This window comes from Enterobacter cloacae complex sp. XAL002 (genome assembly GCF_049236805.1).
GTDB classification, from domain to species: domain Bacteria; phylum Pseudomonadota; class Gammaproteobacteria; order Enterobacterales; family Enterobacteriaceae; genus Enterobacter; species Enterobacter intestinihominis.
The window spans coordinates 63,272-85,449 of sequence record NZ_JBMKJN010000005.1 but is presented as its reverse complement, the minus strand read 5'-3'; the positions used below and the strand labels follow the sequence as shown (position 1 = coordinate 85,449).

The 22,178-nt window shown below is 57.4% G+C and carries 20 protein-coding genes and 1 pseudogene; all 21 read right to left on the bottom strand.

The window, feature by feature from the left end:
- Positions 1-9 precede the first annotated feature (9 nt).
- Entirely contained in the window at positions 10-1,053 is a 1,044-nt protein-coding gene (tssG, locus tag ACOT0L_RS06285) for a type VI secretion system baseplate subunit TssG (RefSeq protein ID WP_022648402.1), read from the bottom strand.
- Complete coding sequence (gene tssF, locus ACOT0L_RS06280; RefSeq protein WP_022648403.1) at positions 1,050-2,921, bottom strand: type VI secretion system baseplate subunit TssF; 1,872 nt, start codon at positions 2,919-2,921, stop codon at positions 1,050-1,052. Before tssF ends, tssG begins: the two co-directional genes overlap by 4 nt.
- 2 nt (positions 2,922-2,923) lie before the next feature.
- Positions 2,924-3,487 (bottom strand): type VI secretion system baseplate subunit TssE, encoded by a 564-nt coding sequence (gene tssE, locus ACOT0L_RS06275; RefSeq protein WP_015570336.1) that lies wholly within the window; start codon positions 3,485-3,487, stop codon positions 2,924-2,926.
- Complete coding sequence (locus ACOT0L_RS06270) at positions 3,480-4,292, bottom strand: type VI secretion system accessory protein TagJ (RefSeq protein ID WP_022648404.1); 813 nt, start codon at positions 4,290-4,292, stop codon at positions 3,480-3,482. The genes tssE and ACOT0L_RS06270 overlap by 8 nt, the downstream gene beginning before the upstream one ends.
- 15 nt (positions 4,293-4,307) lie before the next feature.
- Positions 4,308-5,288: pseudogene (locus ACOT0L_RS06265) on the bottom strand (hypothetical protein); the annotation flags it as partial.
- Positions 5,289-5,304: 16 nt separating this feature from the next.
- Complete coding sequence (locus ACOT0L_RS06260) at positions 5,305-6,102, bottom strand: PP2C family protein-serine/threonine phosphatase (RefSeq protein ID WP_022648406.1); 798 nt, start codon at positions 6,100-6,102, stop codon at positions 5,305-5,307.
- Entirely contained in the window at positions 6,099-7,874 is a 1,776-nt protein-coding gene (tagH, locus tag ACOT0L_RS06255) for a type VI secretion system-associated FHA domain protein TagH (protein WP_126502892.1), read from the bottom strand. Before tagH ends, ACOT0L_RS06260 begins: the two co-directional genes overlap by 4 nt.
- A gap of 90 nt (positions 7,875-7,964) precedes the next feature.
- Positions 7,965-8,381, bottom strand: a complete 417-nt coding sequence (locus tag ACOT0L_RS06250; protein ID WP_063148591.1) for a hypothetical protein — start codon at positions 8,379-8,381, stop codon at positions 7,965-7,967.
- Positions 8,375-9,364, bottom strand: a complete 990-nt coding sequence (locus tag ACOT0L_RS06245) for a hypothetical protein (RefSeq protein ID WP_015570333.1) — start codon at positions 9,362-9,364, stop codon at positions 8,375-8,377. The genes ACOT0L_RS06250 and ACOT0L_RS06245 overlap by 7 nt, the downstream gene beginning before the upstream one ends.
- A 75-nt stretch (positions 9,365-9,439) precedes the next feature.
- Positions 9,440-9,922 carry an Hcp family type VI secretion system effector gene (locus tag ACOT0L_RS06240; protein ID WP_014884229.1) on the bottom strand — a complete coding sequence of 161 codons (483 nt, stop codon included), beginning with the start codon at positions 9,920-9,922 and terminating at the stop codon, positions 9,440-9,442.
- 180 nt (positions 9,923-10,102) lie between these two features.
- Positions 10,103-10,552 carry a T6SS amidase immunity protein Tai4 family protein gene (locus ACOT0L_RS06235; RefSeq protein WP_063148589.1) on the bottom strand — a complete coding sequence of 150 codons (450 nt, stop codon included), beginning with the start codon at positions 10,550-10,552 and terminating at the stop codon, positions 10,103-10,105.
- Positions 10,537-11,031 carry a T6SS effector amidase Tae4 family protein gene (locus ACOT0L_RS06230; RefSeq protein WP_058646894.1) on the bottom strand — a complete coding sequence of 165 codons (495 nt, stop codon included), beginning with the start codon at positions 11,029-11,031 and terminating at the stop codon, positions 10,537-10,539. Before ACOT0L_RS06230 ends, ACOT0L_RS06235 begins: the two co-directional genes overlap by 16 nt.
- A gap of 3 nt (positions 11,032-11,034) precedes the next feature.
- Positions 11,035-11,460, bottom strand: a complete 426-nt coding sequence (locus ACOT0L_RS06225; RefSeq protein WP_126502893.1) for a Rap1a/Tai family immunity protein — start codon at positions 11,458-11,460, stop codon at positions 11,035-11,037.
- 79 nt (positions 11,461-11,539) lie between these two features.
- A complete protein-coding gene (tssC, locus tag ACOT0L_RS06220) occupies positions 11,540-13,039 on the bottom strand; it encodes a type VI secretion system contractile sheath large subunit (protein ID WP_006810956.1) in 1,500 nt (499 codons plus the stop codon).
- Between the two features lie 3 nt (positions 13,040-13,042).
- Entirely contained in the window at positions 13,043-13,567 is a 525-nt protein-coding gene (gene tssB, locus ACOT0L_RS06215) for a type VI secretion system contractile sheath small subunit (RefSeq protein WP_022648413.1), read from the bottom strand.
- A 75-nt stretch (positions 13,568-13,642) separates the two neighbouring features.
- On the bottom strand, positions 13,643-14,659 hold the full coding sequence (gene tssA / locus ACOT0L_RS06210; protein ID WP_023306457.1) for a type VI secretion system protein TssA: 1,017 nt from the start codon (positions 14,657-14,659) through the stop codon (positions 13,643-13,645).
- 11 nt (positions 14,660-14,670) lie between these two features.
- Positions 14,671-15,387, bottom strand: a complete 717-nt coding sequence (gene tagF / locus ACOT0L_RS06205; RefSeq protein WP_045308303.1) for a type VI secretion system-associated protein TagF — start codon at positions 15,385-15,387, stop codon at positions 14,671-14,673.
- Between the two features lie 16 nt (positions 15,388-15,403).
- On the bottom strand, positions 15,404-19,024 hold the full coding sequence (tssM, locus tag ACOT0L_RS06200; RefSeq protein WP_023306458.1) for a type VI secretion system membrane subunit TssM: 3,621 nt from the start codon (positions 19,022-19,024) through the stop codon (positions 15,404-15,406).
- A gap of 2 nt (positions 19,025-19,026) precedes the next feature.
- The gene (locus ACOT0L_RS06195; RefSeq protein WP_022648416.1) at positions 19,027-20,265 is read right to left on the bottom strand and encodes a DotU family type VI secretion system protein; all 1,239 of its coding nucleotides are present in this window, start codon (positions 20,263-20,265) and stop codon (positions 19,027-19,029) included.
- A gap of 17 nt (positions 20,266-20,282) precedes the next feature.
- Positions 20,283-21,626 (bottom strand): type VI secretion system baseplate subunit TssK, encoded by a 1,344-nt coding sequence (gene tssK / locus ACOT0L_RS06190; protein WP_022648417.1) that lies wholly within the window; start codon positions 21,624-21,626, stop codon positions 20,283-20,285.
- Between the two features lie 28 nt (positions 21,627-21,654).
- Entirely contained in the window at positions 21,655-22,158 is a 504-nt protein-coding gene (tssJ, locus tag ACOT0L_RS06185; protein WP_023306460.1) for a type VI secretion system lipoprotein TssJ, read from the bottom strand.
- Between the last annotated feature and the right edge of the window lie 20 nt (positions 22,159-22,178).

Sequence of the window (22,178 nt, the reverse complement as noted above, 5' to 3'; positions counted from 1 at the left end):
ACGGAAGGATTATCGCTCTGCGCGATACACCAGATCGCCACGCGGAACAGGCTGAGGCTGAAGGCCCAGCCAGGTGTTGTACCCTAATCGCCCGGCGCTGCCGAGCGTGGTGCCCTGCACCGCATCGGCGCGCAGGATCACCCGTGTTTCCCATTCAAATTCCACCCCGGCGTACTGTCGCACCCAGTCGCGCAGCTCGGTGACCCACCCTTCACCCGGCAGAAAACGGTTGTATTCGTCTGCGCTCAACGGGCCAATCTCAAGACGAAATTTATGCTGCACGTCGCGTACCGCAATGCCGAGAAAAGCGGACTCCCCCATGCGCGGCAGGCGACGCCCCTCACCCAGCTGTGCCTGCTCCCGCGTTGAGAGCGGCATCCACTGCGGTACATTGGCCACCAACCTGACCGGAATGTTGAAATAGTTGCGCAGGATCTTCTCCAGCCCTTCCGGGTCCCGCCCATGGCGGGTCAGGTGACCGGCGTGAGTAAAGCGGGCATGCGGGCTCAGGCTGCCTTTCGACATCTGGCCGGGCTGACCCATGCCAATCAGCGATGCAAGATACCCTTCGAAGCGCCTGTTGTCGTCGCGATCCAGTGAAACGGCAGGCTGCGCGTCCGCCCAGGCGCGGTAAAACAGCAGCGTCAGGCGGTGGTGAAAGAGGTCGGCAAACGCGCTGAGGCTGTGATCCTGATGATGATGAATACGCTCGCGGGCATACTCGGTCATGTGCACCGGCAGTGGGCCGTTAGGACCAAACAGGCCGAAGCTCAGAATGGAAACCTCATGCAGTCCGTTCTCTTCCCGCTGCCGGACCTCGGCAACCGTTGACGGCGCAAACCCCATTGAAGGCTGCTGACCAATACGCAGCGGCTCAAATTTAGGCAGCGGCGCGCGCCCCAGCGGGTAACGTTCTCCGCCCTGGGCATCAATACGTCTTAACAGCTGAAACAGATCGTAGCGCCACGGCGTCTCGCGCACTCCGCGCCAGAACGCATCGGGCAGCGGCGTCAGGCGATGCACGCGCAGCGTTGCAGGGGCAACTTCACTCATACCAGCGCCCTTTTACCCATGCGCGGCGCCCAGTAGCCAATTTCGCCGCGCTGCTGGCTCTTGAGCGTGAACTCCGTAAAGCTGTTGATGGAGACCAGGCGGGCAAAAAGGCGTTCCAGCACGCTGCCGAAAAGCCACGGGCTGGCACCGGAAAAGGCGCGTTCGTCCACCGTCAGGGTGATGCCGATCCCGCGGGCGAACACCACCGGGCCGGGTTCCGGCACGCGGCGGTGCACCGGCTCCAGCACGCAGTGACGAACGCCATCCACCTGACGGGCAACCGGCGTCTCGGCGAGGTTAGCGTACAGCCCTAACAGCTGACGCAGCGCGGCAGCGCCCTCTTCGTTTTCGCTGTCCATCAGGCTGAGGTAGTTCATTTGCAGCTGGCTGATGAGCCGCCAGGTACTGAACCCTTCCGCCAGCGCCGGACGCGGCGGCGTCGGGCCTTTACGCAGGGTTAACGCCTTCACCGGCATGGAGTCGGCCATAATAAACTGCCCAAGCTCCTGCTGGAGCATCAGCGGCAGGTCGCGGCTGGTACACAGCACCTCGGCGGAAATGTAGCGCAAATTCTCCTGCCACGGCGCGTGCTGCGCATCCACCAGCGAGACGAAGACCTCCGAGCCGATATAGCCCGTGCGGGTGCCGTAGCGCAGCGCGTGTTCAGAGAGGACGCGCTGTTCACGGCGCAGGGAAAAATAGGCGCCGTAGTTGCCCGCGTCCCCGCTCCAGGTACTCCAGAACGGACGAAACGTCTGGTCGTCCCGCTGACCATCCGCACTGGCATAGATTTTTTTCACAGCATAAATTTCATAATCCAGCGGGCGGATGTTATCCACCACCAGATGGTATTCATGCTGGCTTTCGCTCAGCTTCTGCCGGGCCGCCACTTTCGGGAACAGGTTGATCACCGGGGTACAGTGCAGCGCCATGTGGCTGGCATCCACCACGCGCTCCAGCTGATCGTCGCTCTTGTCGAGCAGAATGAAGATATCAAACGCTTTTTCGTCTTCGCAGCGCTGGATCAGCTTGCCCAGCCCGCTCAGGCTGATGAAACGAAAACGCGCCGGGAACGCAAAGTACTCCTGCAACAGGCGATAGCCGTCGAAGTTACGCAGATCGTCCGGGAGCAGCGCCTGATCCGCATCAAAGCCTTCCTGACGCAGGGCGTCAGACGACAGCAGCTGGCGCTGGGGCTGCTTGCTGACCGTCTGGCAGACAATACCCGCGTGGTGCTCCATCACCAGCTCCATCAGCTTCAGCGCCTCGATGTCCGGGCCGCTCAAGAAGAACTCCAGGCGGTCAAAATCCAGATGCCCGAGATGCTGCGGGCCATCGCAGGCAATGCGGATCCGTAAGGCGCTGCTGATCCCCCGCTGGCTCAGGCCGAGCTGGGCCAGCGGCAGATCGGCGGGAACGCCGCCCAGCTCGATCCGCTCAATTTTTAACGGCAGCAGGTTGACCTCGTGCGCCGTGGTATAGCTGCACGTAACGCCGGTTTTTTTCAGCGCCAGGCTGTCCATCATGGTGCCGCGCGGCACAATAAAGCCTTTGCTCAGGTCGCCCCGGCTGCTGTCGGGCTGAATTTCAGCGATCGCCATCGACGGCGTAGGCGCCAGATAATTTGGCGCAATCATCTCCAGCATACGCTGTGAAAAGCGTGGAAATTCGGCGTCCATTTTCATCTGCACGCGGGAGGTCAGGAAGGCGAAACCTTCCATCAGGCGCTCTATGTACGGATCCGCCACTTCGATGCCGCGCATGCCGAGCCGCCCCGCCACTTTTGGGTAGCGTTCGGCGAACTCCGCGCCCATCTCGCGCAGATAGGCCAGTTCACGGTTGTAATATTCGAGCAGTTTGCTTTCCATAATTACCCCGCATCCTTCAGTTCAAAATGGCCGTTCTCAAGATCGACGTCGGTGCGAAAGAGAAACTCCAGCGGATACGGTACGCACCACAGGCGGCCTTTGATTTCGATAGACAGCACGTTGTGCAGATCTAATGAGGAGGTATCGGACACGCAGCGAACCTGAAGCCCCTGCGGCAGGATCCGCGGTTCAAAGTTAATAATCGCTTCGGTGAGCTTGCGCTGAATGTCGTGCCATTCGATATCGGACATTCTTTTCCCCGCCAGCGGCGCGACGCCAAAGTTAACGACAGAACGGCTCACCTGCGTCAGACCACTCAGATCGCTGGAGGCATCGTGGTTAATGGTGTTAAACAACCACTGTAAATCCCGCAGGACGTTACGACGCAGCGCGGCGTGTGTAATCAGATTACTGTTGGCGGACTCGCGTTTTTTTTCCGGATCGTTATCCGTCAGGCGATCCAGCAGTGACGGCTGCATTTTGTCGCGCGCCCCCACTTTCTCCTGCCTGCTGCGGGCCTGCCAGCCGCTGCGCAGCAGATCGCCTTCGCCAGCGGGATTACTCATCCGCGCCATCCGCGGCGAACGTCACCAGGCTCAGGGTGAGCAGCGGGCTTTCGCTTTGCTCGCTCAGCCAGGCTTTCTGCCCCATGCCTTCATACAGGGTGCCGTCATCGTCGAGTGGAAGCCACTCGGTGGTGCGCCCCAGCTTAACGCTGTCTGGCGCTCCGTCAGCAAACGGATAGCGCGCCGGGATCTGACACACCTGCTCGGTGCCGTCCGTGAGGCGGACCAGCGCATGACGCCACACCAGATCGGTCACGCTGGCCGGAGCCTGAAAACGGATCGTGTCGATGGCGCAGAACGGCACCCAGAAATAGCGGCCGTTGACCAGGGTTTCACACACCGGCCCCAGACGGGCATCGCCGTCCATCAGCCATTCAAAGGTGTGGCTCTCTTCATTCTCCAGCGTGACCTGCCCGCGGCTTGCCGGGGCCTGTTCGAGTGCCGCCAGGCGCAGCGTTTGCGCATGCCCTGCGCTTTCGGTCAGCGCCTGGGCTAACGTCGTCAGCCACGGCCACTGCGCCTCGGGCATTGCCGGTCGTACCTCTCCCGCGAACACGCGCGCCCGCTGCTGTTCACCCTGAATGGCCTGCTCCAGCAGCGTCACGGTTGGTTTTGCCTGCGGCTTCAGCGCCAGCCAGCTTTTCAGCTGGGTCAGGGCGCGCGCCCAGTTGCCGCTGAGGATCAGAAACTGCACAAACGCAGCGCGCAGATCGGCATCCGCCGGACGAGCTTTGATTTCGGCTTCCAGGCGAAGCAGCGCGTCGCTAATCGACTCACCCGCCAGACGTTGATAAAGCGTATTCATAGCCCCTCCTTCAGTCGCCGCGCGCCAGGCGCCCACAGCCGGATCGCGTAGCTGCGGACGCAGCGTGTCAATCAGAACAACGTTCAGCTCCGCGCCCGGTGTAATCCATGCGCTCCAGATCTTCTTCACCTCTGCGATACGCGCCTGGAGTCTGGCGTCGTCGCTGGCGATCTCACGGGTGATTTCCACCGCCACCGTGCCGTTGCTCTTCCAGCCGTTCAGGGTGCTGTCGTACGGCAGGATCATCCAGCTCTGATCGCTGTTCGGGGTGCTGAAGACCATGCGCTCTTTGTTAACGGAGGTAATCAGCGCCTTTTCAGGATCGACCGCGTTGTTCAGTCCCATCACCGGGAAGCCGTGAATGTAGGTGACCGGAATCGCTTTCTGCGTCCCGTTACGATTCTGCGTCACCACGGTGTGGCCGCTGAGCCAGCTGCCGTTGCCGCAGCGAGTGGTGTCGGAATCGGGAATAAACAGCGCTGGCGCGGAGGAACCGCCCTCCCAGAAGGTGCGCAGGTGGCAACCGTCCTGAAGGGTGAACTCCTGCCATGGCGTACGATCTGCCGCCACGGTGTGCGTCTCCGGATTCTGGTCAGGCGGTAGCAGCGCGCCTGAGGTGGTGGTCGTTGCCGCCGCCGTTTCCTGCTGTTTCACCACCAGCGCCCAGTCCTGCGCTTTAGCCGCTGTGCCCCGGGCAAGCGCCGTGCCTTCCGGATCGTTAAGCGTCCAGTTCAGGGTATTCAGTTTGCTACACTGATGCTCCAGCAGCGAGCCAAGGCGCGGTACGAAGTTTTCCAGCACCGAAACCTCTTTCTTGCCGTTCGCCACGATACGCAGCGCCACGTCCGCCTTACACCAGCTTTGCGGCGTATTATCTTTAATGTTGTCGATCCAGATATCCAGCTTCTGCGCAGGAGACTGCACGATGCGGAAGTTTTCAGCCTGTGCGGTGGTCGCCACCGTCAGAAGAGCCAAACCCGATAGCCAAAGTTTCATATCAATCCTTGTGTGTCTAATCAGTTCCGCAGGGAAGAAATTGTGCTGCGTCAGAGAGCGTATGCAGCAAAGTGGTGTCCTGAGGGTTGCCCATCCACACCGCCACGGCGGTATAGTTATCCTGAGCTTTGCCCTCCTGTTCAGCATTCTTTTGAATGATTTGGTTCATCAAGGTCAGCCACTCTTGTGGCGTATTGACCATGTGCAGCGACTGTTTCATCTGCTCTTCGCTGACGCCGTGCCAGAAACCGTCGGTGCAGAGTAAAAACGCATCACCGTCTTCAACCTGCACGACATCGCTGTAGCTCGCTTCCGGTCCGCCATTCTCAATACCCAGCGCCAGATACAGCAGGTTGCTGTTGAGATCGTCGGTCTGATGCCCGGCATCTTTCATCTGCTGCACCAGGCTGTGGTCGGTGGTGACGTGCCACAGCCAGCCGCGGCGAAACAGGTACAGGCGGCTGTCTCCAGCGTGAGCCCAGTAAGCCAGACGGTAATCCCTGTCGATAAACAGGCTGACCAGCGTGGTACCCATCCGGCGATAGTCCTGCACGGCCTGTTGTTCGCTGAGGATGGTGCGGTTCGCCGTTTGGACGTAGTCACGAATATGCTGCGCATTCAGGTGCTTGTCGCCGTCAAAGCGGGAAATAATGCTGTTGCGGGCCAGCTCAGCGGCCACCTCGCCGCCCGGCAGGCCCGCAATGCCGTCACAGACGACAAAGCAGGCTGAACGTTCCCCGATGGTTTCTCCCGTCTGATCCTGGTTGCTGGCGCGCGTCCCCTGGCGGGAGAGAGAAGCCGTTGCGATATTCATTTTTCTTCGGATCCGCTTTGTGAGTCTTTGTACTGATTGACCTCCATGTCATAGGCATGGAGGAAGGCTTCGCCAAACAGGGTATGGAAGTCGTCCTCGATCTCGCCCGCCGTCTCGCCATAGCTGCGAACAAAATAATCCCACAGCGCGGCTTTACGGCTGCCCGGCAGCGCCAGGCGTGACGTCATTCCGTTCTGTTTCGCCTGCTCTTCCAGCTGTTCCGGGTTAAAGGATTGCAGCATGGCGGCGATAATGGCGCGGATACCGGAGATCATCCCCAACTGGTGCGCCTGCAGATCGATCAGCGCATCACGCACCGATTTGGTCGGCGGCATAAAGCCCGGCATCGGCGTGCCGAACATCTGGATCAGGACCGTTTTACCGGTTGGCAGCAGCTTGAACGGGTTGTTGGCATCGTCAAGCACCATGGTCATATCGGCCTTCACCCCGCGCTTGAGAATGGAGCGCGAGGAGAGCAGCGCCACGGTCCCCTGCGAGAACATGCCCAGGATCTGCCCCAGCTGACGCATATTTTCCCGGTCAAACTGCGGCACCGGCTGCATTTCGCTCAGGCCCATGCCCTCCAGCAGCGCCTCCAGCAGTTCGCCCTGAAGCACCTCGCCCCGCTCGCCGGTCTGCGCGGAGGCAGCAGGCGAAGCAGCGTTTTTAACCGGGTCGATACGCAGGCGGCCTTTAGGCGCCTGCGCGTTGCTGCGCGCCACGGCCTGCGGCGTTGGCATGGTGAAGCCAGCGTAATCGGGACGCGCGGGCTCCTCTTCCGCGCGCGGCGCATCCTGTGGTTCAGTCGGTTCCGGATCGAACAGCGGTGAGCTGACCAGCGCATCCTCTTCCTGTGCGGCTTGCGGTTCAGGCTTTGGCTCCGGCTTATCAGCCACGATTTCATCCGGATGGGTTAACGGCGCGCCGCCCATCAGGCCGAGAGGGTCATCGTGACGCGCGGCAGGTGCGCTCGCCGACCCGCCAAACAGGGCTAACGGATCGAGTTCGTCCGCCGCCTCTTCCTTTGGCTGGGCAGGTTTGCTTTCGTCCGGCTGTACCAGCGTTGAAGGGGTAACATCGTCAAAGATGCTCTCTTTTTTAAACAACGCTTCATCGCTGAACAGGGTGTCCGGGTCAACGTTTTTACGTTCAAGCGACGGTTCGGCGTCGTTAAACATTGCCAGCGGATCTTCGGCATTCCGCTCCGGGGCCGCAGGCTGGGAGAACGGGTCGTGGGAGGCCGCGGGCTGTGGTTTTGCCCGGTTGCTGGAGATGCTGTCGGAGATGGAAAACTCCTGCATCAGGCTGTCCCAGATTTCCGACGGCACGGCCGTAGGTTCAGCTTTTCCGCGAGGCGCGGCGCTGGCCGGTTTCGGTTGTGCCGCCGGAGCAGGTGTCGCCGCTGGGCGCGCCTGCTGCATGCTGGCCGCCATGCGGCTTACGGGCTGGGTGTCATGAATGAGTTCGCTGACTTCAATGCGATAATCATCAATACCGAGAATATCCCCATCCTGAAGCTCAACCTGACGCCCACGCTCCAGCGGAATATCATTCAATACCACGCGGGTGACGCTGCCACGGTTCGTGACGCGACATTCGCCGCTGGCGTCGACGTGAACGATGGCCTGCAAACGCGAGATGGTGCGATCGTTGTCCGGCAGCACCAGATTGTTATCCGTACCGCGCCCAATGGTGCCGCCCGGGGCATAAAAATCACAGCTGCTTTGCGGCGGCTGATGACCGGGTTTCGTAGAAATAATCGTGAATCGCATGGCGTATTCCTGCTGGTATGATTAGCGCTCAAACGCTGCCGCTCTCGGGGGTGAGAACGGCGGGGTTTGGGGGTTAAGGGCTGATTAAAGCTATTTGACTACATTCAGGAAAATAATGCCGATAAGCAGCCATAGCGTAAAAAGTAAGGCCTGAACTTTATAGCGTCGATGCAGTTTTAATATCCAGCCGATTCTCTCTTCCGGTAAAGCCTGAACGAATTTATAGGCATCATCCTGAACATTTCTGTCTTTGGTAAATTTCATCTTCACGCCTTTGCGAAGACGAACAAACCAGATTATTTTTTGATAGTTCGCCAGCGAGCCAAAAAAAGATGCGTAATTTGTCACCAGATCGAGATCGTAGCCTTTTTGGCGATATTCTGAAAGAAGCTGATTATATTCGGCCTCGTGTTTTTTAAAATAAAGAGAACTGATGAAGTCCATAATTACGACAAGTAAAAATAAAACAACGATCAGAAATAAAAGAATATTTTCTACATTCACCATAGTTTATCCATGACATATTCAGTTGCTCCACCGGCAACTTCGCCACCAATGTATCCACCCGCAGCGGCGCCTACCACAGAACACGCGAGCAACCCTACACCACCTGTTGCCACGCCCAATGCAACACATACGCCAGCCCCAGCCATGGCACCATATTTTCCGCCATAAATCCCGCCCGCAAGACTGGCGCCAAATTGACTGTACTTCTTAACGGCGACTTTGGAACAACTCTGCTCTCTACCTACTGTACAGGCATCGTAAACTTCATTGGTTGTGTTTGCTCCAGCGAAGCCGATAGCAAGCCATCCTCCCATTTTCAGAAAACGGGCAGCTTTTGATGCATTGTCTACATATGTTGAATACCCTCGTATTGAGGCAACACCCGCAGTACTCCATTCGTGGACAATTGACCTGCTTGATAAACCTAAAGCGTGCTTGATTTCTTCATAAGGTTTCAGTTTCAGCGTTAGTCTGGACAGCTTATTTAATAAAACGTCCAGCTCAGAAAAAAGTTTTTGCCTCTCAACAAAAAACTGCTGCCCGATCAATGTGCCTTGCGTTCTGTATTGATTTTGATAAGCCAGTTCGATAGCTTTTAATTTCTTTTCTATTTCGCTAAAGTACCTTTCACCTGCATCAGCAACCACCCCGAGAGATTTATCCATAAAATTAGTTAATGCTGCGATGGTACTAAAATGCTTGTTAAAGAAATTAGCTTCATCTGTATTCAGTTCTGCCAATGCTCCATTAACCTTTTGCTTTGCATTTTGTAATTGTTTTAGCTGAACTGCATTTTCAGCACCCGGAGCATTAAGGATCAATATTTGCCCGGGTTTTAACCACCGTGTGTCCCTGTTCACTTGCATAAAATAACGTGCCGCTTCACTGTCTGGTTTATTGAACAGTAGTCTTGCCTGGAAATCTAACGTACCAGCCTGCTGAACAACACAATAACCAGGAGCAACCGTTGATTTTACACTCATATTGACATCCCTTTGCAAACGAAATTAAGTCTCTGTAAATAATGACCGGGGAAAACTCCCCGGCCATACGGGCAATTACGCTTCTTTGTTCTCTTTGATGTTCCAGCCAGCGCTGCTTTCAGCACCTTTACCACCGGCAGTGGTCTGCTCCCAGTACTGCTGTTTCACTTTCGCAGCCTGGAATGCATAGGTCACGCCAACGGTATCGCCGTTGTCGGCACCGGTGTACTGAACGGAAGTCACGAGAACGTCTTCCAGGGTGATGCGGGTATATTCAACCTGCTGACCACCCGCTTTGCAGACGGACAGTTCAACTTTGGTCAGGTGCTTACCGCTTGCGCAGTGTTTCAGGATTGCTGTAGTGGATTTGTCGATCAGAGCGTTAACGTGCAGATCGTTAAAGTTAACCTTACCGGCACCGCCGCCGCCACCAACGCTCATATTACCCGGCTGGGACGCGCCCCAGGAGAAGGAGGTAATATCAGTCCAGCCGGTGTGGTTAGAATCTTTAGATTCGCCCGTAACACCCTCGACCTTCAGAAACATATCAATAGCCATAATATCTACTCTTCGTGGATGAACAATATTGCTTTCGAAAAAGCCCTTATATGGCAAACAGGAAAGCATGGGGCTGAATAAAACCGTCCATATTTTACCTCTGCCTCATATCAAACGACCCGTGTCATTTGACAGTCTTACATTCCCCCTGAATGAACGGAAAGAATGTGAAGTCTTTTACTACGGCGGATTATCCTGAATCCAGGTACGATCAGGATCGCCAATGATGAGCTGCGGAACCAGTTTATTCAGTTCGTCGCTATGATAAAGACGTAGACAATTTAAGGTTACGCCTTTTACATCAGGTTTGCGCTCCGAGTGGAAACCATTAATTTGGTTTTTATACTTCCCAATAATGGCGTTAACTTTGTCAGTACCGTTTTCAGCATCAAACGGCATCCACTCAATAAATGCACTCGCACTGCGGGCCGCATCAGCAGAAAATTGACTGCCTTTATCTGCAACCTGCGCAAGGCAGCGCGCCAGGACCAAATCTTTTACCACCTGCCGGTATGTTTGCTGCTGATAAAAATCAACGTAAGGGTTGTCACCGCGAGCAGAAAAAGATAAGCAAGTGAGCAAAAGAAATGCGGCCTTTAGAAACCTGAATATAATTATTTTAATTCCCAAAACCAGATTTCCTGACAGTACGGAAAGCAATCGGAGTTACATATAAACGAATTATTACTCAGAGGCTCGATAAGGTCGATATGACCACCCCCATACCCATCAATTTTATTGAAGAAAACAACACCTTTTCGGCCCAACATTGAGCGTGCACCAGCCTCGCGGTCTTTAAAGATTTCTGCCTTGCCAAACACATGGGATTTATAAAGCTGATCGGCAAGTAATTTTGCGCCAGGCTCGATTGTTTTTCCCTTATAGGGACCGGTCTTTATGGGTAAACGCCCTGTAAATTCAACATTGCATTTTAACAATGCCAGGCTCATTCTTACCGCACAGGTATTTTCGTATGCCGGTTGTTGCTTGATAATCGTCGAATAATCGTAGCCAATTTCTGAAAAAACCTGTTCACCCGAGGCAAAACCCGCGCGTGTGTGATTTGAAGAGTGATGCTGACGTTTAAGTTGTTCGTATAATGGTCTCATCTGTCACTCTCCTTTTTTGCACGGGCGTAATTCTTTCATGCCGTCAATGATGATTTTTGAAGCGCGTTCCTCGCCTTGCTGTTTCGATAAGTCCGCAAAACGAGAATAGAGAAACTCATGTATTGTATTTGGCAAAAAAGGCCTGCCCTTGCACCATGCAGTGCCCTCAGACGCGTCGACTACGCCGAGAAGATACATATTTGCCTTAATGCGTTCACGTTCATTCGTTTTCGACAGCCAGGCTTTAGCAAAACGCTCTGCACTCAGATTTAAATCGTACCCTGTTAACAGCCTCGGATCGCGTTGGAAGTTTGATGTGTCATCCTGAGGCAATGCTTCCGCTTGAGGGTATTTGTAATTTCCTGCGTCCGCGCTTGCGAGAGTAGAAACTGCCAGCAAACTGGTCGCGATCAAAAGTATATGTTTCACCGTCTATCCTTATTCACTGACAGAAACAAGCTAAGCTCTTCCGCTCAAATTGCCGGCCCCTTCGGGCCGGCAATCATCATTACGCGTCCTTCGTCTTCAGCGACGGCAGTTTAGATACCAGACGCAGGGAAACGGTCAGGCCTTCCAGCTGGTAGTGTGGACGCAGGAAGAACTTCGCGGCGTAGTAGCCCGGGTTGTCTTCAATTTCCTGCACCTGCACTTCCGCAGCCGCCAGCGGTTTGCGGGACTTAGTTTCCTGGGAGGAGTTAGCCGGGTCGCCGTCCACGTAGTTCATCACCCAGTCGTTCAGCCAGCGTTCCATCTCTTCGCGCTCGCGGAAGGAGCCGATTTTGTCGCGCACGATGCACTTCAGGTAGTGAGCAAAACGACAGCAGGCGAACAGGTAAGGCAGACGGGAGGCCAGACGCGCGTTAGCGGTGGCATCCGGGTCGTGATACTCGGCCGGTTTTTGCAGGGACTGCGCGCCGATGAAGGCGGCGAAGTCGGAGTTTTTGCGGTGAACCAGCGGCATAAAGCCGTTTTTCGCCAGCTCGGCTTCACGACGATCGCTGATGGCGATCTCGGTCGGGCATTTCATGTCCACGCCGCCGTCATCGCTCGGGAAGGTGTGGCACGGCAGGTTTTCCACCGCCCCGCCGGACTCCACGCCGCGAATCGAGGTGCACCAGCCGTACTCTTTGAAGGAACGGTTGATGTTGGCGGCCATCGCGTAAGCCGCGTTCGCCCAGGAGTAGCTGTTGTGGTTCGCACCGTCGGTCTGCTCTTCAAAGTCAAAGCTGTCGACCGGATTGGTGCGAATGCCGTACGGCAGACGCGACAGGAAGCGCGGCATGACCAGGCCCAGATAACGGGCATCTTCCGATTCACGCAGTGAACGCCAGGCGGCGTATTCGGTGTTCTGAAAGATTTTTGTCAGGTCGCGCGGGTTAGCCAGCTCCTGCCAGGACTCCATCTGCATCACGCCCGGCGCGGTGCCGGTAATGAACGGACAGTGGGCCGCAGAGCCGATGCGCGCCATCTCGCCCAGCAGCTCAACGTCCTGCGGGCTGTGGTCGAAGTAGTAGTCGCCTACGATGCAGCCAAACGGCTCGCCACCGAACTGGCCGTACTCCTGCTCGTAGATTTTTTTGAAGATCGGGCTCTGGTCCCAGCCCACGCCCTTGTAGCGCTTCAGGGTGCGGCCCAGCTCCTGCTTGGAGATGCTCATAAAGCGGATCTTCAGCATCTCGTCGGTTTCGGTGTTGTTCACCAGATAGCTCAGCCCGCGCCAGGCGCTCTCCAGCTTCTGGAACTCCTCGTGGTGAATGATCTGGTTCACCTGCTGTGAAAGCTGCTCGTCAATACCGGCAATCAGGTTCTGAATGGTGCGGTAGGTATCGTTTGAGAAGGTCACGGTGTTTTCCAGCGCCTGCTGCGCCAGGGTTTTTACCGCGCTTTCTACGGCAGAGCGCGCCTGATCGGTTTTCGGGCGGAACTCTTTATTCAGCAGCGCGCTGAACTCGTCCTGGCTGAAGGCCTGGCCCGCCTGCTGATCGTGTTGTTGAGTCTGGTTGCTCATCGATTATTCCTCGCTACCTTTCGCACTTTCGTCATTTTTTGGCATCTGGCTCAGGGATTTGAGCAGCGTCGGATCCTGAAGGATTTTTGCAATCAGCTCTTCCGCGCCGTTTTTGCCGTCCATGTAGGTCAGCAGGTTAGAGAGCTGGGTGCGCGCTTCCAGCAGCTTGTTCAGCGGCTCTACTTTGCGGGCTACCGCGTCCGGCAGGAAGTCGTCCATACTGTCAAAGGTCAGATCGACGTTGAGCTTACCTTCGCCGGTCAGGGTGTTATCCACCTGGAACGCCACGCGCGGCTTCAGCGCCTTCATGCGTTCGTCGAAGTTGTCGATGTCGATTTCAAGGAACTTACGCTCGTCGACGGCTGGCAGGTTTTCCACCGGCTTGCCAACCAGATCGGCCATAACGCCCATCACAAACGGCAGCTGAATTTTGCGTTCTGCGCCGTAGATCTCTACGTCATATTCGATCTGCACGCGGGGAGCACGGTTGCGTGCGATGAATTTCTGTCCACTGTTACTCATTGCCATGATGTTCTCCATCAAAGATGCGCGGTGAAGGTGAAACGGCAGACTCCATGCCTGTCGTCATAATGCCAGGACGCGTCATTCGCGGCGTCCAAAGATGTTTTCCAGTTGGTTAACGCCGTCTGGCGCCAGGTCGCGAATAATGTCCATAAAGTTGAGTTCAGACAGCCGCTGCACCCGTTCAATCATCAACGGTGCGGGGTGGCTGGGTTCGTACTGCGCAAAATACTGTTTCGCTTTTTCCAGCATCAGCTGCGCGTCGGCGCGGCTGGTCACCTGCACGCTGCGCCAGTCCGTCACCTGCTGAACGGGCGACGCGGTCACCGGCTGCGGCTCGGCGTGCTGCTCAGCCTGCGCGTCACGGTTCGGCAGCAGCTTGCTGATATCGGTCACCTGACAGGCGCTCGAAACCTGCCCGACGGTTTTCAGCAGCTGTTCCATCTCCGGTACGCCACTTTCCCCGAGATAGCCGGTAAGCAGTTCGCGGATGGCGAGCAGGCGTTCGTTGATCACGATTACCGCTTCGGTGCCGGGCTGATCGCCCCGGGCCAGCTCATCGATCAGTCGTGGACGACCGCCCGGATAATCCGGACACTCTGTTTTACTGCCGTCAAGCAGCGCCTGGGCGTCACGGAGCGAAATCTCATCGCCGTTAGAGCGGAGCAGTGAGGCGTTACGCACCGCGACCGTCAGGTCAGATTTATCGCTCAGCCCGGCGAGGGCGTTAATGCGGTAGAACGGATCGGTTTCGCCATACTCTTCCAGCAGCGGGTAAAGTTGCTCCCAGTAACGGGAGAGGGCTTCCTGCACCAGCAGTAGCCCGTCGGCGTAACCTGCCAGCCCGCGACGACGCGTCCAGGCATGGGTTAACGCCAGCATGACGCGAAGATCTTTGGTGCGGCCCAGCAGGCTGGTGGCGAGTCTTTCCACCGTGTTCCAGTCGGCAGGCTCTGCCGGAATGATGGTGTCGCCAAACTGCTGTTCGGCTTTGCCCTGACTGGCCTGCCCCATGGCCTGGAAATCAGCGTCGTACTCCAGGTTTTCACCGCAGGGGTTATCGGGGCTTATCGGCGCGAGAAATTCATCGATATTCATAAGATCCCTGCTTATTCAAACATAGGCGGGTAAAGACCGTGGCGGCCCGGACGGGCGCCGCCTGCCGGATCGAACAGCAGCGTAAAGAGCTGCCCGGTGAAGTTTCCGCTGTGGACGTGGGTGTAAAGCGGATAGCCGTCGCAGCGGTTTGTCCACCAATAGCTGGTCTGGCGCAGCGGATCAAAACACTCCGCCGCCTGCGGCCAGCCCAGCGTGCTCTGACCCTCGTCGTCATAGCCAATCACGTCGAGAATGTCGGAACGCTTTTGCGGCTCAACCGGCTGGGGCGCCGGGATGGTCATCAGCATTTCATCCAGCTGGGAGGCAGAATAGCTGTTACGCACCGCGTGCAGCCCCAGACGGCCAAGCTGCTGGTACCAGCTTTCAGCCTGCCCGAGCAGACGGGATGACCACTCGGTCGGGGTGAAACTCAGTTGCAGGCATACCGGATAGTGGCGGCCTACGCTGTCACGGCCCGGCAGCAGGCAGCCCATTTGAATCATCTGGCTACCAAGCATCGGCGGGACGACAAAGTTCCACACCGGGGCTTTAGAAAACGGGCGCTCGCCGCTGCGCTGCTCTTCCTGTTGCCAGGCCAGCAGGCCGACCTGAAACCAGTGCGACCACTGGCGTTGCAGGGTATCCGGAAAGCGACGCTGCAAAAAATCTCCGGCGCTGGGTAATTTGCCATACCAGCTATAACGGTTCATCGCAGGGGTATTCGTCATACGGCTGTCCTTGCGGTTATGGGCATGAGAAACGGGGAAGCTGGAACGGGTTACGGATGCTGTTCGGGGCAAACTCCAGCGTGACCTGATGTCCGTCGACGTTGAAGGTGGCCTGACGGCTCAGGCTACCCGCGCCAGGGCTGGTGCGCGCCTTGTCGAAAAAGCGGTTGAGCGCCCAGGAACCGTTGGTCACCAGCGTTGCGGTGCTGCCATTGGCAAGACCGAGCTGCATACGCACCTGGTTCGTCCCGCCCGGCCCCGGCCAGGTCATGATCTGCACCGCCTGCGGACCGTGGCTGTAGCGCAGCAGTTGGCCGTCCACGTCCAGCGTCAGGTTCAGAATGGTATTGTCCATACGCACGGTGCGCACCGTCACCTTGAAGGATGGCGTGGTCGCGCCGTTTGCGAAGAAGGCATCGCGGACAGACTGCGCCTGCTGGAACGGACGCAGCAGCCCTTCACTGCCCGGCAGCGTTTTACCGTCGATGCCTGGCATAAAGCGCCAGTTCGCCTGGGTGGTGTCCACCTTGTTGGTCAGGTTGTCGCGGAAAAAGGTGTCCATCAGTCCGGTGCCCGGCGCGAACATGCGGGCGAGATCGTCCGGCGTCACCTCAGTGCTGGCGCTGCGCACCAGCGGATAACGCCCGGCAATCGCCTGACGGCAGAACCCACCCACTTCCACGTTAATGCGCTTACGCACGTTCTCCAGATCGCGACGCTGAGTGTCGCTGCTGGCGCCGACGGCCATATTGCTGAACATGGTTTGCAGCCCGCCCGGCAGACGTCCCGCGCTGGCTTGCAGGCGGCTAATTGCATCGCCGCCCGGCGCAGGCATACCGCTGTTGGCTGCATCCTGAACGGCGGTCAGGTAGCGATAAAGCTCGTCAACCTGCTTAAGAAAATCATCAAAGACGATGGTCTTACCGCCCTTCTCCAGCGGCTGCGCCAGCTCAATCATCGGCGCATAGTGGTCGGTCACCAGTTGCTCAGGCGCCTGCGTCACAACCGCGCCCTGCGTCGGGGCATTGTCACCGTTGCTGAACAGCGCTTCCAGCGTGCGGGTGGCGCGGTTGCTTTGGTCTTCCGCTTTCTGCGCATCTTCCGGCGCAGGCGCAGTGCGCGACAGGGTCAGCACCTTGCTCAGGTTAAGTACCAGACGGCGCAGCGGCGAATTGGTGCCTGAAAGCAGGCGCGCGGTGTTGATACGCTGGGAAAGATCGGCGCTGTTGTTGAGCTGAATATCAGCGAGAAAGCGATCCCAGTTAACGATAAAGTCGCGCATGTAGAGCTGACGCACGGCGTTGTCGATCTGCTGTTTATCTTCCTGGGCAGTGGTCGCTCCCAGTACCCAGGCATCGTCCTCGTGCAGGGCAGTGGTCACGCTGTCGATCTGGTCGTTGAAGCTTTTCCAGTAGCCGTCCGGCGTGTAGAGGCCCGGTACGCCCTCACTCACCGGCTTGCCGCTTTTGCGCGAAAACACCAGCTCGCTCTGCGGGCCGCCGAGATCAGAAAGCGAAACCGGCTTCAGGTTCTCATCATGCTCCAGCAGACGTTTCAGGCGGCCATATACACGTGTTGAGAGCGGCTGCTGGTTGATCAGCGCCCTTTCACGGGCCACCAGATCCTCATCCTGCGCATACGGTGAAGCCTGAATTTTTGGCTCCAGCAGCTGCGTCAGGTGCCATTCCAGCTCCTGAAGCTGCGCCTGCGTCACGTTCTGCGGCAGGTTGCGTTGCAGGTTGAGCATCACCCACGAGTGCAGGAATTTACCGTCATAATGCTTAGGCTGGTAGAGCATCTGATAGGCTTTCAGCGCCTCATAGCTGTACTCCACGTCGCTGCCGTTGTCGTTGCGCAGCCAGGTGGTAATGTGCATCGCCACGGCAGGCAGCAGCATCTGATCCAGCGCCTTCTGATACAGAGACTGCGAGGCATCGCTGACGTCATCCCCGCGATAAAGCCCCATGCGGCGGGAAACCGGCGGGTTGTTAACGTCGAAGGCATCGCTTTTCGGCAGATCCACCAGGCTGTTAAGCAGCGGCAGAAGCGCAAACAGATCGCGCTGGGGCTGGTTTTGCAGCGCCTTGCTCTGCTGCTCCAGCATCGGCACTTTTGCATCTACCTCTTCCAGATAAGCTTTATTTTTGGCGTAGCTGGTCAGCCACAGACCACCCAGGATCACCAGCAGGGCCAGCAGCGCCGCGTAGCCGGACCACATCACGGCGCGGTTGCGCAGCTCCCACCAGCGGTTTTCCCCGGCGATGCCCGCTTCCTGGAAAATCACGTTTTGCAGCAGATTTTTAATGAAGAAGCTTTGGCCCTTCGCGCCCGGGATCGGCGCCTCTTTGCTTACCGAATCCCAGCGCGTGCTTTCCTCCCCTTCAGGTAAGGAGAGCGCGCGGTTCAGCTCGCCCATCACGCGGTCAAACGGCATCCCTTCCTGGGTGCCGCTGGCAAAGTAGATGCCGCGCGGCGAAAATTCGGTTTCGAAGTTTGAGCGGGCAAAGACCGTGCTCAGGTAGTCTGCCAGCAGCGGACGCAGCGCGGCGAACTCCTGCGGGAAGAGATAGGCTTCCGCACGGGTTTTGGCGTCATGCTCTTTAAGCATGGTTTCCGGCAGGCCAGCATCCAGACGCTGTTGCAGCAGGGAAAATTCCTGCTGGAAGTTGCCCATCAGGTCGTAATCGGCGTGTTTGGTCTGCTCCCACGGCAGCGTAAAGCCCCAGATCTGATCGCGCTGGGCTTTGTCGTAATCCGCAAACCAGGCGCGGAAGCCTTTAAGCAGATCCGCTTTGGTCACCATCACATACACCGGGAAGCGAATACCCAGCTGTTCATGCAGCTCGGAGAGACGCTGGCGCAGGTTGACCGCCTGCTGGCGGGAGGCCTCAGCGGACTGCGAAAGCAGGTCGGAAATGCTGATGGTGATAATCACGCCGTTGATGGGCTGGCGACGGCGGTATTTACGCAGCAGGTTGATAAATTCCAGCCACTCCCCGGCGTCCTGAACCTGCTCGCTCTCCTGAGTGGTGTAGCGCCCCGCGGTATCCAGCAGAACCGCCTCGTTGGTAAACCACCAGTCACAGTTACGCGTGCCGCCAATGCCGCGCAGCGCGGTTTTACCGAAGCGGTCCGCCAGTGGGAATTGCAGCCCGGAGTTGGCCAGCGCGGTGGTTTTACCTGAACCCGGCGCGCCAATAATGACGTACCACGGCAGCTGATAGAGGTACTGCGTACTGAAGCGCTGCGTCCACTGCGCGCCATGTCCCGCTTTGCTGAAGTGGGCTTTTTTCAGCATCTGGGCGGCTTCATCGAAACGCCCGGCAAGGATCTGCTCCTCGCTGTTCAGACGTTTCTGCGGATCGGCCGCCTCCGGGCTGGTGGTATTTTCGTTAAGCTTGTCCATCAGCTTACGGTTCAGCCAGGCGTTATACAGCCGCGGCAGAATGTGGCTCTGGGCCCAAATCAGGTAGACCACCGCAATGCTGATGACGCGGTTCTGCTCTGATTCAAGGGGCCGGGTGTCCACGATGGACAACAGCGGGCCAATCATCCAGATGACCGCCGCGAGCGCCGTTACGCCCAGGAAGCTCCACAGAATGCGATTGGTCAGTATAGAAAGTAGAGTAGTCAGCATCCTTAGTTTCCTTGCGGCAATCCGTTCAGCTCGGCCTGGGTATTGTCAGGCGATACCAGCAGCGTAATCTCCACGCGGCGGTTACGGGCGCGATTTTCAGGCGTCGTGTTAGGCGCTACCGGGTTGATCTCGCCCCGCCCTTCGGCTTTGACGCGCTCAGGCTGCGAGAGGCTACCCTGGAGCTGTTTTTGCACCGAACGGGCGCGCTCAAGCGAGAGTTCATAGTTAGAGGCGAAGCGTGCGCTGCGGATCGGCACGTTGTCGCTGTACCCCACCACCAGAATTTTGCCGCTGACGTTATTCATCGCCTGGGCGATGCGGTCGATGACCGGCTCATAGCGATCGCGCACCACCGTTGAGGCCGAGGCAAAGAGTCCGTCCCCTTTCAGGATCACCACGCTGCGATCCGCCTCATCCTTAACGGCCACCAGACCGGCATCAATTTCCGGTTTCAGGAAGCCGCGCAGGTTCAGTACCGCCGGTAGCTGACGTGCAGGTTGCCGGATCGTGGTTTCCGGCAGTTGGGACTGGTAAATTTTCGCCAGCACCGGGCTGGTGTTATCACCGAGACGCCAGTTCAGCACGATATAGAACAGGCAGGCGATAAAGCCGACCAGCGCCACGCACGCCCAGAGTGGAATCATCGGCCGCCAGAGCTTGCGCAGAACGGGGCGATCTTCCGGGTGCGGCGAGAGCGGCGGCGGGTAGCTGCCGCGAACGCCACGGATCATCTGCCACAGGCGCTGTTTGATGGTTTCAAGCTGGGTCCGGCCATTGTCCAGCACGCGGTAGCGGCCTTCAAAGCCGAGCAGCAGACAGTAGTTGATCATCTCCAGCAGCAGAATGTGTTCGCGCGGATTCTGCGAAAGACGTGCCAGCAGCTGGAAAAACTTCTCGCCACCCCAGGTTTCGTTATGAAACGTCACCAGCAGACCATTGCTTGACCAGACGCCGCTGCTTCCCCAGGGGGTCAGAGCGGCGGCTTCGTCCAGCGCCGTGCAGAGGCAGTAGCGCGCGCCGACAATCACTTCATATGGTAAGCCCGCCTGCTGGCATCGCACCTCGAAACGGCGAATTTCGTCAATCAGGCGCTGGCGCAGCCCGACCTGATCGTCGTGGGAAACCGAATGACGGATTTGCGGAATCGCATTGAGCAGCGGATTGGCGGCCGCCACCAGCTGATTGTTCCCACTGGCTCCGGTAAACAGGGCATCACTGCCGGTATCCTGTCGTTCCTGCATATTAAGCGCTCGCTTTATTATTCTGTCGGGCTACGGATGGCCCAGAACTCCATATCGAGACCCGGGAATTCCCCTGCGAGATGCAGCGCGAATGCCCCAGACTTGTCCATCTCGTGCCACAGTTCGCTGCCCCTCTCGAGCTCGAAATAGCTGTAGCCTGCATGCCACGGGATCTGCGGCGGCGCGACGGGCATTGCCCGAAGCATGATGCCCGGCAGCTGGAGCTGAACCAGATCGCGAATTTTCGAGACTGGCGCAACCTTCATCTGGGCAGGGAAATGGGTTTGCAGGTGTTCGCCGGGGACATTGGCTTTTACCGCCAGCACGAAGCCAAATTCGCGGACCATGCTGGTCTCCGGCACGGTGGCGATGTTAAGACCGTGAGAGCGTTCGTGCAGCGGCAGCTGGATGGCATGATCTTCCATGACCAGCGACAGCCCCTGACGCAGCATCAGCATCAGTTTGCCGAAGCAAAGGGCGAGATCGTCATGGTCGTATACCGGCAGTACGCTCTCTGCGGTACGCTGCGGCGTCCAGGTGGCGAGTTCCGTGGCAAACGGCAGCCAGCTTCGCCAGAGCGCTTCAGGGTGAAGCAGCGGCAGCGTTTTTAAATGTGAGATGTCGCCAAGGTGGCGATTGATCAGCGAAAGAAGCGTGAACTCAACCATCTCGGACGTATTGAAACGCCCCGGCTGGCGCAGGCGGCCGCCGATCTGCTGGCTACGCTGCACCAGCAAGCCGTGCAGGTCATTGATCATGCCGTACAGCTGCGGGCTGTTATTGGCGTTCAGCATTGGCGGGATGTAGCTGTTATCCAGCCGCACGTGGTTGTCGTTGCGCTTTTCAGCGACGCACGCCACGCCGATGGCGGTCCATTCTGCCGTCAGATCTTTCTCCAGCATCAGGGTCAGACGCAGGCGGCCAAACTGAACCGTCGCTTCCCCGACCGACATGGCGTTGTCGTCTTCTACCTCTTGTTCAAACGTAATAAAACGCGCCAGAGAAGAGTGCTCCTCGCTGAAAATCACCTCTTCACGTCCACCGCGACGAACCGGCAGCGCAAGCACCACCTTTTCATTGGTAAGATTATCGGGGATTTTTAGCGGGGCCGGACCGTTGCGGTCGCTGCGCACCTGGAAAAAGGTGCCGTCAGGGAGCAAACCGCTACAGTAGCTCAGGGCAATACAGCCCTGGCGAAGCATCGCTTCATCCAGCTCAAGGTCGAGAAAGCCCCAGAGATACGAACGCTGCAAGGCCCCCCACTCACGAACGTGGTTGAGGAGGTAACTTTCTGTCCGCTGAAAATGGTGGGGACGCAGGAACATGCCCTCGGTCCAGACGACCTTTTCTGCTTTCGTCATGATGATCTCTTTCCTGTAATGAAGGGCGTTACTGGTTGATGACCCGGATACCATTTACGTCAAGGAAGACGCTGGCCTGGAGTTCATCTGCGGACCATTTCCAGAACTGGTAAATCGCGTTTTCGCCTGGAACAGGCAAAGGAAGTGAGACGCGCCATTTTTTGCCGTCCAGTGCCTGGTATTCCGCCATTACGCCGATATAGCGCGCTTCCGGTGAGCTTTGACCGCTCAGGGTTTTCGAAAGCTGGCCCGGCATCAGGAAGAACACATCGCTGTTCAGCAGATTCGCGCCAAGCGTGGCTGACGCGTTGTTCTGTAAGGAGTAGAAGTCGCTGGACATGAAATCCGCATCGGATTTCAGCAGCAATACTCTGACCTTAAGCGGTGCAGAATCATTGATTTGAGGATGAGCCTGAAACTGAAGATTGTAGCGGGAGGGGTCGCTGTGTGAAGACGACGTACAACCACCGATCAGCGCGAGAATCAACGCAAAAAAAGGGAACCACATCCGATGGAAATTTTTATTATTCATAAAAATATGCTCGTGAAACC